The sequence below is a fragment of the Butyrivibrio sp. AE2032 genome, from assembly GCF_000702965.1.
Genome location: NZ_JNLF01000007.1, coordinates 46596 through 61479, shown reverse-complemented (window position 1 = coordinate 61479; position 14884 = coordinate 46596). Strand labels below are relative to the sequence as shown.

The following is a 14884-nucleotide window of genomic DNA, read 5'->3' as shown; positions in this document are numbered from 1 at the left end:
ATAGATGCAAAAAACACCAACCCAACAATTACGTCAAAATGATTTACTTAACCCTTATATCCGTAAGTGCACATCTGTCTCCCGTAAGTGCCACGTAGACTTTTCCGGGATTTTCATTTATCACTGTCGTATTCTCAATGTAAACCCCAAGATTTTCAGTGGTGGTAAATATGGTGTTCCCCTTTTTCTCCATATTTACCTGACACTCTACACCCTCTTTATTACTCTCTTTCCAGGCCTCCCATCCAGGGAAGTCCTCTTTTTTCTTCATAACAAACCGGTTCTCAGCGTACTTATCCTTTATCTCGTTCTCACCATTGATCTTGATCAGGGCATATTCGTGGTAATTATCCCCATAAACCTGACCATTATCGGAAGAATAGATCACAATATATGGACAATGCCAGATAAAGCTGGCAACCGGAAGGCTCATACTATGGAAGTTGATCTTGAGCTTATTCTTGATCTCAATTCCATCTGTTGCAGCCGAACGGGTCTGACTGATCTGAATATTCTTTATGTCAGATTCCATGTGGTCAATGTAGCTTATTTCGTCAGAAATTCGCGGAATATACTTCGCATCAGCCACTTCGCCGGTCAATTCTATTGAGATGTTGCTGATATGGCAGTTCTCTCCGGTAATACCTATATAAACTGAGGTTGAACCATCTGTAAGGGCTATGATATCTTCTTTTTCATATTCAGGCCCTCTGATAATGAGTTTCAGGTGATCATCGTACTTTGCTGCAATGATCTCATACTCATCAGGCTCAAGCTTCTCATAGCCTGCAGCCTCATCAAGCTTCGTCTCTTGGATCTTTCTGGCCGCCGTGGTTATGCTGTGATCGTCAAACCAGATCTCTCCGTACTCCTGATAATGATAAGCCTTGATAGTCTTCTCATCTGTATGAACACGACGATCATAAGAGTCAAAAAGAACTATTGCCGGCTCGCTAAAGCCATTATTCATATCCGGAGAAATATCGCACCTGAACCTTATCTTTGTTATATTTCCGTTTACAGGAATCCCAAGGGAAATAGCATCTCTGTATTCGCCGCAGCTAAGCTCTTTTTCAACTGCTGAGATATCGTCATGGCTCTTTTGCCTGGATTCCTCATCAATTATCTTGACCATAAGTCCTGCAAACTCAGGATCAAACTCAACTCCGGCGCCCTTGATAAATGCTTCCCTGGCAACAAAATCAGGTCTTGCATCACGATATCTCTTTTTAGAGGTCATGGTCACATAAGCATCCGCAACCGCTACTATTCTGGCAATCTCGGGTATTTCCTCCCCTTTAAGCCCCTCAGGATAACCGGTTCCGTTATATCTCTCGTGACTGTAATGAGCAGCAGTGCTCAAAAACGGATACTCCGGTATATTAGAAAGGATCTCTTTTCCCATGATTGGCTTTTGACGGAAGGCTTCAATATCCCATTTATCAGGATCTTCTTCATTCTTAATTACCGAATCGGGAATACCAATAAGTCCTACATCGTGTAGAAGCGCTGCATAATATGCCGCATCACAGTACTCTTCACCCAATCCGCAACGCTCAGTGATCTTCCTGGCATACTCAGCCACCTTCACAGCATTGCCCTTTGTAAAGTCATCCTTCATCTCAACAGCGGAAACAAAGGCTTTGGCAGTCTGATCAAAAAGCCTCTTCATCCTCTTTTGCACGCCCTGCATGTTTCGGATCTCTATCTCATGGGCTCGTTCCACGGTATCATTGATATCAAGATATGTAAAAATGTACAGACTGACTGAAACTGCCACCATAGCCATATTTACAATGGAGATCCCGTAGAAGTATATCTGAAGAAGTCCACAGCCTATGGGAACAAAAATATAGAGCACCAGGGATATGTAGATCAGCTTACTAAGAGATTTTTTATACTGCCTGATAACAGTGTACTGGATGATCGGGCAGATAATGGGAATAACGTAGGCGATCAAAAAGCCCTGACCCCTGTGATAAACGTTGTTTTCATCAAAATAATAGTAAAGCCCGGTGAAGGCAGCAACAATTGACAGAAACATGCCCATAGCCGACACAGCTGCCACCAGATTCAGACGTTTCGCGGGAACCTTATCTCCTGTACTGTTGAAAAGGTTAATCAGATAAAGATTAAAAGAAAAAACGACTCCGGAAGTCAGGAAAAACACAAGAAAATTACTGATCCTGACCATAAAGTAACCTTTACGGCTGGGATCTCCGGCATAGATATATGCCAGCCTGTCGTACCACAAGAGGAAAAAGGCAACAACTTCCATAAGGAAAAGAGACCACTTTCTCTTGTTATCAAGAAACCTGGTCAGCAGCAAAAGAATTGCCATCATACCACAGGCTCCGCATAAAAGGAGCATGATATTAAGTTGGTATGTCCTTATAAATTCATACATTGGCTACCCTTTATCTGTGCAAAATAAAGAACTCCTCAAGCTTCTCCAAAAGCTCTTCTCTCTGGATATTCTTAAGAAAATATCCCTCAGGTTTTAGTGCAACCACCTTCATAACGCTCTCTTTATCGCTCTTTCCTGTAAGGAACATGACCGGAATGGACTTGGTCTCCTCATCGCTTCGGAGCATTTCAAGCACCTGTGGTCCTGTTGTAACAGGCATTTCGTGATCTAACAGGATAAGATCTACACTGTTTTTACCCAGCCACTTAATAGCCTGAAGCCCGGAGTTTGCCATAAATACCTTATAATCATCCTTAAGCCACTCCCTTACAAGGCCAAGATAACTGGGGTCATCATCCACCACCAGAATGCTCTTTTTGAATTCACCCTTTTGTACTTTGTCAAAAAACTCAGTGACAGTTTTAACATAACCAGCGTTATCCACCGGCCGGGGGAATATCTTATAGATCAGGTGCTCAGGAATCTGGCCACCCATAAGCTCCAGATCTCTCTGTTCACCAATAATGATCATCTGTATACCCTTTTCTTCCATGGTATCCACCAGGTAATGAATGACATCATCCTGAAGGATCTCAGAATCATCCATATACAGGGTGATCAGTGTAACTCCTTCGAGTTTTTTGCTGATAGCATCCACAGTACAGGGAACGTATTCGCAGCCAATCCTGGCATCCTGGGCTTTTCCCACCAGCACCCTTACCAAAAAAGATTCTTTTTCTCCTACCACGATCATTCGATTATCCGGCATATTCTCTCCTTTTATAGAAGCATTACTGATTTATCAGCTCTTCCATTCCTTCCCAATCAAATACTTTTAACATCTTCGAAAGCTGGGCAACCTTCTCCTTTTCCTCCTTTGGAAGCTTATACTCATTAAGCTGTCCAAGGATCATCTCCACAGCATCATAATCCATCTGTGGAACCACATCTTTTAATGCCCCATACGCATCCTGAAGCTCATCCTCAGAGATTTCTTTTTTATCTGAATCATCATCTTCTGCTGCGCCTTCATCCAGACCTGCAAGCTTTGACTTAAATTCAGCATACCCCGTTAACAGTTCATCTGTATACATATCGATAAATTCTTTATTATCTTTATTTCCGGCATCCTCCAGGCTTTCAGCAAGCTTTGAAAGCTTCGTAGCACCGATGATCCTACAGGAACTCTTAAGAGCGTGGACCTTGATGGTGTACAGCCTTATATCCCCTGCCTCATAGGCATCACTAATTACCTTGCTGTTTCCTTCTATGGTCTCGAGGAAGAGTTTCAGCGAGAATATAAACTGCGAAATTCCGCCAGAATTCTTTATTCCTTCGTCCACATCAATTCCTTCAACATCACGGATCCAGCCAAGTTCTTCGGGGATGCTCTCCATTTCTGCCACTGCATCTTCTCTCTTTGGCTTAAACATGATCTCTTCCGGAAGATGGCGCATAATGGCTTTTTCAAGGGCATAGCTGTCGATAGGTTTAGACAGATATCCCGTAAATCCCTTGGATTTGTAGAACTCTTCTCCGCTGGTGGCGTTAGCTGTCAGTGCATATACCGGAATATCCGGATCAGTCTCACGAATATGCCCAACAGTCTCTATACCGTCCATACCGGGCATCATATGGTCAAGAAGAACCACATTGAACTTTGTGGTCTTCATCTTTTCAAGACATTCCTCTCCGCTTGAGGCTGTGGTCACGAATATCTTCGTAGCCTTCAAAAGGCCCTTAATAACGCTAAGGTTCATAGGATTGTCATCAACCACCAGTACATCTGCATCAGGCGCAACAAACTGCGGAACATACGGCCCCTTTGCAGTGGAATCATCGTGCTCAACGAAAAGACCTATAGGAGTAGCATCAACTATTTTCTGACTAAGTTCAAGGATAAAATCCGAACCCTCACCATAAACGCTCTCACAGGTCAGTGTTCCACCCATAAGCTCAGCAAATCTTCTCGAAATATCAAGGCCAAGTCCTGTGCCCTGAATACCGCTGTTCTTCTGCTCATCAAGTCTCTCATAAGCAGTAAAGAGCTTATCCATATCCTCAGCTTTTACGCCTATTCCTGTGTCTTTTACCGAGAATCTTATCTTAGCCAGATCATCGCTTCGCTCTTCCATGGATACAGACAGGACCACTCCGCCCTTACCAGTATATTTTACCGCATTTGTCAGCAGATTAAGAACAATCTGTTTAATCTTTCCTGCATCACCAAACAGACGTTGTGGAATCAGCTCATCAACTACAACGTCAAACATCAGCTCTTTTTCTGTACTCTTTACGCGGATCATGGAGACAATGGACCTTAAAAGATCCTGGACCTCGTACTCCTGCTCCACAAGATGCATCTTTCCTGACTCGATCTTGGAAATATCAAGAAGATCATTGATAAGGCCAAGGAGCGTATCCGACGCATTCTTTATATCAAAGGCATAATTCATCATGGAAATGAAATATCCCTTGGGAACGTCCGTGGCATCTTCTCTCATGATCATCTCATCCATACCAAGGATTGTATTGATAGGTGTGCGGATCTCATGTGATATATTTGCCAAAAACCTTGTCTTGGCCGAATTTGCGCGCTCCGCATCATCCCTTGCCTGCTTGATCTCATTATACTGCCTTCGGATGACAGTGTTCTTCATAACATGCCAAACCAAAAGGCCTGTCAAAAGAGCTATCAGGATAAGAGTGAAAACTCTGACGATCATAAGCTCAAAAAGACGTGACTTCTTGGTTATCCTAAAGACCTCTTCATCAACCAGTTTTTTCCTGGTGTTGTCCAGCACCTGCACATGAAGCTTATAATCCCCATGCTTCATCCCGGTGTATTCCAACTGTGGAATGGCGCTCCTGGAAACCAGTATCTGGTCCTGTTCATCTCCCTCCATGAATATCCTTACAGGGGGATCTGTGAGAGTATAGTCAAGAACCGAAACAGCTATCTTTACACGAGCGCTTGAGGATGGCAGCACATATCTTCCCTGTGCATCAGGCAGTATCTTTTTTTCACCGCTATAGACCGATTTTATCTTGGTCTCAACCAGCATATCCTCCTCAAAGAAATGATCGATATTGACCTTGCAAACTCCTGATCTTCCAGCCATATAAAGGTTTCCGTCTTCATCCAAAAAACTAAAGGAATTGGCCGTAGGAGTGCTGGTTATGCCATTTGCCAGAGTATACTCCTTAAAATCTGTGACCTTGTCCTGGAGCATCTCCTGTACGTCCACCATAAACAGACCATTGGAGGAAATCATCCACATATTCCCGTTCTTATCAAAGACAAAGTCATAATTATTATTGTAGGGGAAGGATGTCACCTGGGTGATCACACCATCCTTCATGTATTCTATGGAATTGGAGGTCAGGATCCAGAAAAGATCTCTCTGCTCATCTCTTTTAATACGCCGGATAACATCGCTGGTCAGTCCATCATCCCTTCCAATCTTTCGAATGTCGGATTTGCTGATGGCATAGATCCCATCCCCATCAGTACCAACATATATTTCTCCGTTGTCCCCCTCTTCCACTGCCATAAATACTGTGTTTTTGACAGTTGGATCCGCATCAAGCAGGATCTCAACCCGTCCTCGATTGATCCTTGCAAGTCCATTATTGGTCCCCACCAAAATAGAACCATCTTCTGCTTGCAGGGTACACCGTATCTCATTACTGGGCATGCCCTCTTCCATGGTAAAATTAGTAATTTCACCATTCTTTGAATAACGCACAAGCCCGAGAATATTGTTATAAGTTGATATCCAGAGATTTCCCTCATCGTCTGACATCAGGTACCTGACCCTTGCATTCCCGATGAAATCTGTCAGCTCATTTTCCAGAACCTTATTATTTCTCCCAATGATACGAAGTCCACTATCCGTACCAACGTAAAGAACACCATCTATCAGACAGGTAGCATTGGTTACTTCCTGTGGAAGGTCTGTCTTCTGAGAAAGATCTATGAAATTGCTGGCAACAATTTTCATAATTCCCTGAGTGGAGGATGCAACCCAGATATTGCCCTGATAATCGGAGGTTACCATCTCTATCCCACTATTTATGGGAAGGTCCTTTAAAAGATGAAAACTGTCGTTTCTATCCAGATATCCCAACTGGCTGATAGAGGAAACCCATAATCTTCCGCAATCATAGTTCAACCATTTTACAGAGCTAAGCGGAGCCACAGACACATGCCTCATGGCCCTTGCAGTATCTCCGAACTTACCATAGTAAACTTCGCTGCCTTCAGTACCAATATAAACATAGCCTTTATTCTCAGGATCAGCCTGGATATTGGTGATCCTGTTGGCCATACCCAGTTCCTCGCTGTGGTAGCAGTGGATCACCAGCTGTTCCTTAATGGCAAAAACCAGACCATTCTTGGTCTGTCCGTAGATTACTCCCTCAGGATCACTGGTAAGACTGAGAATTCTCTCTGAATTAATTCTTCTGTCATTTACAACATGTATTTTCAGATTAGAATCTGCATAGCATATTCCTGCTGTGGTCCCTATGAACACATTTCCATAGTTATCTTCAGCAAAAACCCTGATAGAAGAAGATGGCAGGCCATCCTTATATGTAATCCAGGTTGCAACTTCACCATCAAGCACAACCACACCATTATCATTTGTTCCAACCCAGATCCTTCCGCGACTGTCCTCAAAAAGCCCTCTTCCACTGGTAAGACCTTCAGAGTTGGTGATCTTCTCAAATACAGACCCATCGTATCTGATGATTCCGCCATAGCTTCCGATCCAGACATATCCATCGCTGGCTCCCAGAATATAATTGGCATCTGAAGTAGGAAGGCCATTTGTGACATCATAAATCTTTGTGGCATATCCACCCAAGCCGATCTGCCCCGTCACAGCATATCCTCCACCAACCTTAGGAAGCTCCGTAGAAGTCGCCACTGTCTCCTGACCGGTTTCAGCGCCTTCTGCAGCCTGCAATATGGCGCAGTTTTCCCAGGCAGCTGTCATAAATACCAGTGCCCCAAAAGAAGCTGCTATTAAGTTGAAAAGATGTCTTTTCTTCAGCATCCGGGTCCTTTTTAAGAATTTGCGTTATATTTCTTCAAAATAACCTTTACTTCAGGCAGATTATCAAGCAGAGCTTCAACACACTTTGGATCAAACTGGGTTCCTGAGCCTTCTCTTAGTATATCCAGAGCTTTATCCAGTGGAAATGCCGGCTTATATACCCTCTGTGAGGTAAGAGCATCAAAAACATCAGCAACCGCCATAATGCGCGCAGACAGCGGAATGACCTCCCCATGAAGCCCTTCCGGATAACCCTTTCCATCCCATCTTTCATGATGATAGGCAGCCATATTCCTTGCTTCCTTCAGATAGTTCTCACCCTGGACAGTACTGATAGCATCCTCCATGATCTTTTTTCCTGCTGTGGTGTGGGTCTTGATGACCTCATATTCTTCATCAGTGAGCTTTCCAGGCTTATTCAATATGGCGTCTGAAATATTGATCTTTCCTATATCGTGTAGCGGAGCTGAGCGCACAACATCAGAGATAAACTTCGGAGTGATCTTCTCCGCGTAATATCCCTTTTTCTTAAGTCCCTCCACTATTATCTTTACGTAGGAAGCGGTCTTTTGTATGTGTGCGCCAGTATCGGAATCCCTGTTTTCAACCATGTCCGCCATGGTGATGATAAGTCCATCCTGCATCTTAGCAGTGGTGTCCGAAAGCCTCCTCAAATCGCGCATCTGCTCAGACAGATTCAGTGTCATGTTACAGATGGAATTATAAAGCTGCTGCACCTCATCCTGGGTCTCTATTTCCAAAGCCCTAATACTCTTAACGTTTTTATCAAGCTGTTCCTGTCCGTATCCAAGATGCGAAAAATTGTCGACACATTTGGCCATACTCTTTATGGGATAAACCATTGTAACGTTAGTAACCCACAGGTTATGTCCCAAGACAAGAATAAAGAAGCCCAAAAGGATTATGGTTGCCCTTATAAAGAACATCTTCATATATTCACGCATGTTTGTTATGGAAACATCTGCCACGGCATAGCAGGCAACCTTTCCGTTGCTATCTTTTATCGGATAGAAAACCGATCGCATCCATCCATCAATACTGCCATGTTCAAGGGGTTCTACATTTTCCCCCGAAAGCAGCTGAGGCAATATAGCCTTGATATTCTCATCGTAAACTACTCTTTCAGGTGTTTCCTCTTTGTCATACCCCAGGTCAAATATAAGACATCCGGAGTCCTGATCGAACTTGATAAAATACAGATCTGCCACATTTCGGGATGTTTCCTTTATGGACCTAAGAAGTTTCTGGGTTTCCAAATAGCCTTCTGCAGCTTCGCCTTCGCTGATATAGGCATTTATTCTTTCATGATCGATCACTTCATCACAAAGCCGCAGGATATTAACAGCATCAACCGTCTTGTCTTCCTTGGAATTACGGAAATAAAGAGAAAACCCGATCCAGCCCGTCACTATCACCAGCAAAAGAGATGTCGCAAAAATAGTCAGAGTCGTCCTGTTGCGCATCCTGCTTCTAGTCTCTTTTCCCCAAGCCTTTAGCTCAGCTATATCTTCTTCCGTAAGAGGCTTCTGCTTCCAGCTTCCCTTTTCTATCTCTTCCAGCCTGGAATCCGGTATGATCATGAGTAGTACCCAGGCTACAATAGTGGCTATTCCCTTGTCGATGATACTCAATAGATTTTTATAGATGAAAAATGCCCAGAACTGTCGAATGCCCATGGCTGATGCAAACAGCTCCACAGCCTCAGACTTTTTTGCCATCTGCGCGCCATCTAAAAGAATCCACTCTATGATAGCGCTGATACTGCCACTAAATAGAGCTGCTATAAGAATAAAGAATATGATATATTTAAACTTCTTAAATGAGAATTTTCTGATAAACCATGCAGTAAAAAGAGCTATCAGTGCGTTGATAAAGCCAAAATATATTGCATTGTTATTGAAAAGAGAGCATAGAGCGTTGGTAGCAACTGCCGTGAGGATTCCCGGGAAAAGGCCGCCTATGGCAGAAACAGCAATTGTACCGATCGTATCTAAATAAAGGGAAAGCCCAAATCTGTTCATCCAAAAAGCAAGCACTACATTGACCGTAGTTCCGATCAATGCAAGCCAGATTCGCACACTTGCCCCACCTTTAATCCTATTGTCTAATCCATGTTCAGTCATAAATCACCACAGAAATAGCCCTAATGCGATATTGCGCATACCTATGTACATTTTATCACATTGAGCACCCTGTTTCTAGCGCCCTTACCGCTGTGATAGCATACTTTCCATGCCATCCCAATTAAAAGATCTGAGCATTTTTTCCAATTCTTTGATCAACTGTCTGTCATTATCAGGAAGAATATACTCGTTTAGCTCGGAAAACACTCTTTCCGCAGCATCATAATCCATCTGCTGTACAAAATCACCAAGTGCCCTGTATGCACTTTCCATTTCTTCAGGGGAGATCATTGGTTTATTATCATCCGCCCCCACAGCCGTATCTTCAATTTCAATTGGGGAAAGCTTATCTTTAAAAGCGTGAAGCATATTAATGATAGTTTCGGTATTTTGGTCTATAAACTGTCTATCACCATAATCTCCGGCTTCTTCCAGCTCCCTGGCCAGCTCCGAAAGCTCTTTTGCCCCCATAATACCTGCTACACTCTTAAGGGAATGAACCTTTGATGTATAGGCCTTGATGTCGTCTGAGTTATAAGAATCCTGAATATCCTGAATCCTGGTCTCAATAGTGTCGTAAAAGGACCTGACGAACTTGTGATAATGCTGGGGCATCCCACAGTTCTTTATCCCTTCGGCAACATCTATTTCCTCTATCTTATTTATCCACTTTAAATTTTCAGGAATTTCCATGTTACGTTCCTCATCAGCTCTCTTTCAATCTCAAGGATCTCAGATATTGCTCTCATAATAATCCTCTGACAATATAATAACACTTGCTACATGGTTACACTATCATAATCTGTCCCACAAAAAGTCGCCAAAAAAGAACCGAAGTCACCTTCGGTTCTTCCTGGTAATATTCGGATATGAGATTACTTTATCAGATAGCTGCAAAACCCTTTTCAAGGTCAGCAATAATATCATCAATGTGCTCAGTTCCTATTGAAAGTCTGATGGTGCTCTGTGTGATACCCTGATCTGCAAGCTCTTCATCGTTAAGCTGAGAATGAGTAGTTGATGCAGGATGGATTACAAGGCTCTTTACATCAGCAACATTGGCAAGGAGTGAGAAAATCTCCAGATTATCAATGAACTTCCACGCTGCGTCTTTTCCACCCTTGATCTCAAAAGTAAAGATTGATGCGCCTCCGTTAGGGAAGTACTTCTCATAGAGAGCATGATCAGGATGATCAGGCAGTGATGGGTGATTTACCTTTTCTACCTTTGGATGCTTTGAAAGGAACTCTACTACCTTCTTTGTGTTCTCTGCATGTCTGTCAAGACGAAGGGAAAGAGTCTCAACGCCCTGAAGAAGAAGGAATGCATTGAACGGTGAAAGAGTCGCACCTGTATCTCTAAGAAGGATAGCTCTTATATAGGTTACAAAAGCTGCTGGTCCTACAGCATCATAGAAAGAGATTCCATGATAGCTTGGGTTTGCATCAGCAATGTTAGGATACTTTCCACTTGCTTTCCAGTTGAACTTTCCCGCTTCAACAATAACTCCACCAAGGGTTGTTCCATGTCCGCCGATGAACTTTGTTGCTGAGTGTACCACGATATCTGCACCATGCTCGATTGGTCTGATAAGATATGGTGTTCCAAAGGTGTTATCAATAACCAATGGAAGTCCATGCTTATGAGCAATCTCTGCGATAGCATCGATATCAGGAATATCACTGTTAGGATTTCCTAAAGTCTCAAGGTAGATCGCTCTTGTATTGTCTTTTATTGCTCCCTCAACCTCTGACAGATCATGAGCATCCACGAAAGTAGTAGTTACGCCATACTGTGGAAGTGTATGTGCCAGGAGGTTGTAGCTTCCGCCGTAGATGGTCTTCTGTGCTACAATGTGACCACCGTTTGCTGCCAGTGCCTGAATGGTATAAGTGATAGCTGCTGCGCCTGAAGCAACTGCCAGAGCTGCTGTGCCGCCTTCAAGGGCTGCAAGTCTCTTTTCAAGAACATCCTGAGTTGAATTTGTAAGTCTTCCATATATGTTTCCTGCATCAGCAAGGCCAAATCTGTCGGCTGCATGCTGGCTGTTTCTAAATACATAAGAAGTTGTCTGGTAAATCGGAACCGCTCTTGCGTCTGTTGCCGGATCCGGCTGTTCCTGTCCAACGTGTAACTGAAGTGTCTCAAATCTGTATCCCATATATTTCTCCTCCTTACCTGCCGTAGCTCTATTTGATGTACTAAAGTTATCATCCCTGGAGCCCTACCGTCAATTTGCCATACCTTATCACAAGCTATAACTTCAGGTAATAATAAGGTACCAAATCTATGCTATACTAATTATTGTGGAATGTTACCATGAGCATGACACATATTAGGGGGATTTATGGATAAAAAGAAAAAGTGGGGCATCAACAGAAAAGCCACTATCGGAACAGCAATATTCACCTTTATTCTGGTGGTCTTATCCTGCACTGCAGGCTCTTATATTTTTAACCGCTCCATAGAAAAAATATATAACGACAAAGGCTATGTTCTGGGAGATATCATCCTCAACGAGATCGATCACGACAAGATTGCCGAGTATACCAGAACCTGGAAAGAAGACGACTATTATAAGTCCATGAAAAAGTACCTGCGTTTCATGAAAGATACCTCTGATGTAGCCTACATATACATAGTAGTTCCTTACGAAAACAAAACCATGCGTTATGTTTACGACAACAGCACTTTCATTGGGGATTCTGATCCAATATCCGCTTCTTTCGATGAAATCTGGAAGACATATACCGAGGGTGTTCGTCCCGAAAGCTATCTTATCCGCAGATCAAAAAGATATGGCTATCTGACCTCCAGCTGCCTCCCTGTAAAAGACAGCAGCGGGTCTGTTGTCGCCCTTCTTTTTGTGGACACCAGCATGAAAGTGATCCGTTCAACCTTAATTGATTATCTCCTGAACATGATCGCTATATCCTTGTTACTGCTTGGACTTTTCTGCCTCTCAAACTGGTATTTCATCAGCAAGAACCTTATAAAGCCTCTTATGGTTCTAAGGCGAAACGTTCGGAAATTCGCCTCCAACAACGCTGAGATAGACACCTCCATAGAGGATATCCAGACAGGGGACGAGATGGAGGAACTGGCCTCTTCAGTTCTCCAGATGGAAAAAGACATCGTAAAGTATATCGACAATATCCAGACTATAACAGCAGAAAAAGAGCGTATTAGCGCAGAACTTGACGTTGCCTCCAAGATTCAGACAGACATGCTTCCCGGCGTATTTCCTCCTTTCCCTGACAGAAAAGAGCTTGATATCTACGCCACCATGACTCCTGCCAAGGAAGTAGGCGGTGATTTCTATGATTTCTTCTTCATTGACAACGATCACCTGGCAATTGTCATGGCTGATGTATCCGGAAAAGGTGTTCCGGCAGCTCTTTTCATGGCAAGAGCTAAGACCATCATAAGAAACAGCGCCCTGACCAAGAAGGGCTTATCTCCCTCCAGAATCCTTAGGGATGTGAATAAACAGCTGAGCGAGAATAACGCCGAAGATTTCTTCGTAACCGTCTGGTTCTGCATCATAGAACTTTCAACTGGCCGAGGAATGGCCTCCAACGCAGGCCATGAGTGTCCTGCCATAAGAAGAGCCGGTGGCGAATATGAACTGCTTATCTATAAGCACTCACCTGCCCTGGCCATTTCTGAGGAACTTCTTTTTGGAGAGCACACCTTTGATATGAACCCCGGCGACAGCTTCTTTGTTTACACGGATGGTGTTACCGAAGCAACAAACCTTGATATGAAGCTTTTCGGCACAAAGAGAATGCTCCAGTCCCTGAATAGGGAGCCTGAAGCAGATGCAAAAAAGCTTTTGGAAAACATGCAAGAGGACATCGACGCATTTGTGGGCGAAGGCTCTCAGTTTGACGATATCACTATGCTTGCATTTTTCTATAACGGACCTCAATGAATATGATCATATGGCCAAAAGAAATGGCGTGCCTTACTGGCGCGCCATTTTTGAATTCTGTTTATCTCTGTACATGATGGAATCTGCTCTCTTAAAGACATCCTCCATAGTCCGGTCTTTTCCCTGATCATATACAGCCATTCCAAATGCACAGGAATACTTCTCCCATGGATCCTTCCAGGCATCAGAACAAGCCTTGTTGAATACCTCTTTTATCTCAGCTAAAAGCTCCTCTCTGTGGTCATAGTCGCTGTTTTCCAGGATAACAACAAATTCATCACCGCCGACCCTGACTACCGGCGAATGCTGATAGGTCACACAGATATGGTGGCAGGCTCCGGTAATATAGTCGTTTCCATGATCGTGGCCATAATTGTCATTTATCTTCTTGAGGTTATTAAGGTCCGCCATGAGGATTCCAAATCTTGCTGTACCAGCCTGAATATCCCCATTGACCCTCTCTTCAGTCATATCATACCAGGCCTTGTTCTTTACATGGGTCAGAGCATCCTGATAGGCCACCATATCCATCTGGTTGACCTTGGTCTTCATATCTTCAACAACGCCTTCAGCATCCAGGATATTTCTAACATATTTCTTCATATCCAAGGACATCTGACTCATGGCATTTGAAAGGGACTCTACCTCATTCTGGGTGTGGATATCTGGATCATCATATTTGAGTTTTTCAGGATCCTTCTGGTCGTGGGCACTAGATGCAAAAGCAACAACGCTCCTTTCCAACCGGGTAATAGGCTCTGACACATTCCTGTTCATCCATAGTAAAAACATTCCCATGAAAAGACATCCCATAATAACGATAAGCGCTACATTTACTATAGTAAATGCCCGTATAGACCTTTGCAGTTCATAAACATCAAAATCCACGCCAAGGGCTGCAACCCTGTCACCCTTACTATCTACCAGTGTCAGAAGTCCGGTGTAATCATAACCCCAGATGCTGACATTCTTGAAAAAGACTATTCCGTCCTTTTCCATAGCCTCCTTGTAAAGAAGGACATCCTTAAGCTCATAGTCGTCATGGAGAAGCATTCCCAAATAATATCCATCCGGGTCTTCCAGTCTTCCCTGGGCAGTGTCTGCAGAAAAAATGTTCATCATAACATAAGAGTCTTCATATTCCACAGGCTTAACAATATATAGATAATGGACGTCAAAGTCTTCCATTATCCCATCCATGAAGGTCATCATCTCTTTAAATTTCTCTGATTCAACACCTGTGTCAATGCACTGTGCCAGATCATCAACGTCTATATGGCTCTCCACATATTCGATAATATCTGTCATTCTGGCTTCATAGGACCGATACAAAGAC

Annotated in this window: 8 protein-coding genes; 1 reads left to right on the top strand and 7 read right to left on the bottom strand. The window is 43.3% G+C overall.

Annotation, left to right across the window (positions count from 1 at the left end; translation table 11 throughout):
- Positions 1-43: 43 nt before the first annotated feature.
- The 6 genes from BO18_RS30580 to BO18_RS30555 all read right to left on the bottom strand — a co-directional run bounded on the left by BO18_RS30580 (position 44) and on the right by BO18_RS30555 (position 11775).
- Complete coding sequence (locus tag BO18_RS30580; protein ID WP_242856630.1) at positions 44-2344, bottom strand: HD-GYP domain-containing protein; 2301 nt, start codon at positions 2342-2344, stop codon at positions 44-46.
- 73 nt (positions 2345-2417) lie between these two features.
- Positions 2418-3176, bottom strand: coding sequence for a response regulator (locus BO18_RS30575; protein WP_034452703.1), 759 nt, complete (start codon positions 3174-3176; stop codon positions 2418-2420).
- 22 nt (positions 3177-3198) lie between these two features.
- Positions 3199-7470 (bottom strand): hybrid sensor histidine kinase/response regulator, encoded by a 4272-nt coding sequence (locus tag BO18_RS30570; RefSeq protein WP_051689332.1) that lies wholly within the window; start codon positions 7468-7470, stop codon positions 3199-3201.
- An 11-nt stretch (positions 7471-7481) separates the two neighbouring features.
- Positions 7482-9569, bottom strand: coding sequence for an HD-GYP domain-containing protein (locus BO18_RS30565; RefSeq protein WP_242856629.1), 2088 nt, complete (start codon positions 9567-9569; stop codon positions 7482-7484).
- A gap of 129 nt (positions 9570-9698) precedes the next feature.
- The gene (locus BO18_RS30560) at positions 9699-10307 is read right to left on the bottom strand and encodes an Hpt domain-containing protein (RefSeq protein WP_034452698.1); all 609 of its coding nucleotides are present in this window, start codon (positions 10305-10307) and stop codon (positions 9699-9701) included.
- 190 nt (positions 10308-10497) lie between these two features.
- The gene (locus tag BO18_RS30555) at positions 10498-11775 is read right to left on the bottom strand and encodes an O-acetylhomoserine aminocarboxypropyltransferase/cysteine synthase family protein (protein WP_034452695.1); all 1278 of its coding nucleotides are present in this window, start codon (positions 11773-11775) and stop codon (positions 10498-10500) included.
- Between the two features lie 186 nt (positions 11776-11961).
- Here BO18_RS30555 and BO18_RS30550 point away from each other — a divergent pair, with 186 nt between their 5' ends.
- On the top strand, positions 11962-13548 hold the full coding sequence (locus BO18_RS30550; RefSeq protein ID WP_051689331.1) for a PP2C family protein-serine/threonine phosphatase: 1587 nt from the start codon (positions 11962-11964) through the stop codon (positions 13546-13548).
- A gap of 33 nt (positions 13549-13581) precedes the next feature.
- Here the strand turns inward: BO18_RS30550 and BO18_RS30545 are convergent, their stop codons facing one another.
- Positions 13582-14856, bottom strand: a complete 1275-nt coding sequence (locus BO18_RS30545) for a GGDEF domain-containing protein (protein ID WP_051689330.1) — start codon at positions 14854-14856, stop codon at positions 13582-13584.
- Positions 14857-14884: the final 28 nt, after the last annotated feature.

What these genes read in the sequence shown, in the direction of transcription:
- BO18_RS30580 (WP_242856630.1), bottom strand. Translation starts at nt 2,344, where the DNA reads ATGATGGCAATTCTTTTGCTGCTGACCAGGTTTCTTGATAACAAGAGA.
- BO18_RS30575 (WP_034452703.1), bottom strand. Translation starts at nt 3,176, where the DNA reads ATGCCGGATAATCGAATGATCGTGGTAGGAGAAAAAGAATCTTTTTTG.
- BO18_RS30570 (WP_051689332.1), bottom strand. Translation starts at nt 7,470, where the DNA reads ATGCTGAAGAAAAGACATCTTTTCAACTTAATAGCAGCTTCTTTTGGG.
- BO18_RS30560 (WP_034452698.1), bottom strand. Translation starts at nt 10,307, where the DNA reads ATGGAAATTCCTGAAAATTTAAAGTGGATAAATAAGATAGAGGAAATA.
- BO18_RS30555 (WP_034452695.1), bottom strand. Translation starts at nt 11,775, where the DNA reads ATGGGATACAGATTTGAGACACTTCAGTTACACGTTGGACAGGAACAG.
- BO18_RS30550 (WP_051689331.1), top strand. Translation starts at nt 11,962, where the DNA reads ATGGATAAAAAGAAAAAGTGGGGCATCAACAGAAAAGCCACTATCGGA.
- BO18_RS30545 (WP_051689330.1), bottom strand. Translation starts at nt 14,856, where the DNA reads ATGACAGATATTATCGAATATGTGGAGAGCCATATAGACGTTGATGAT.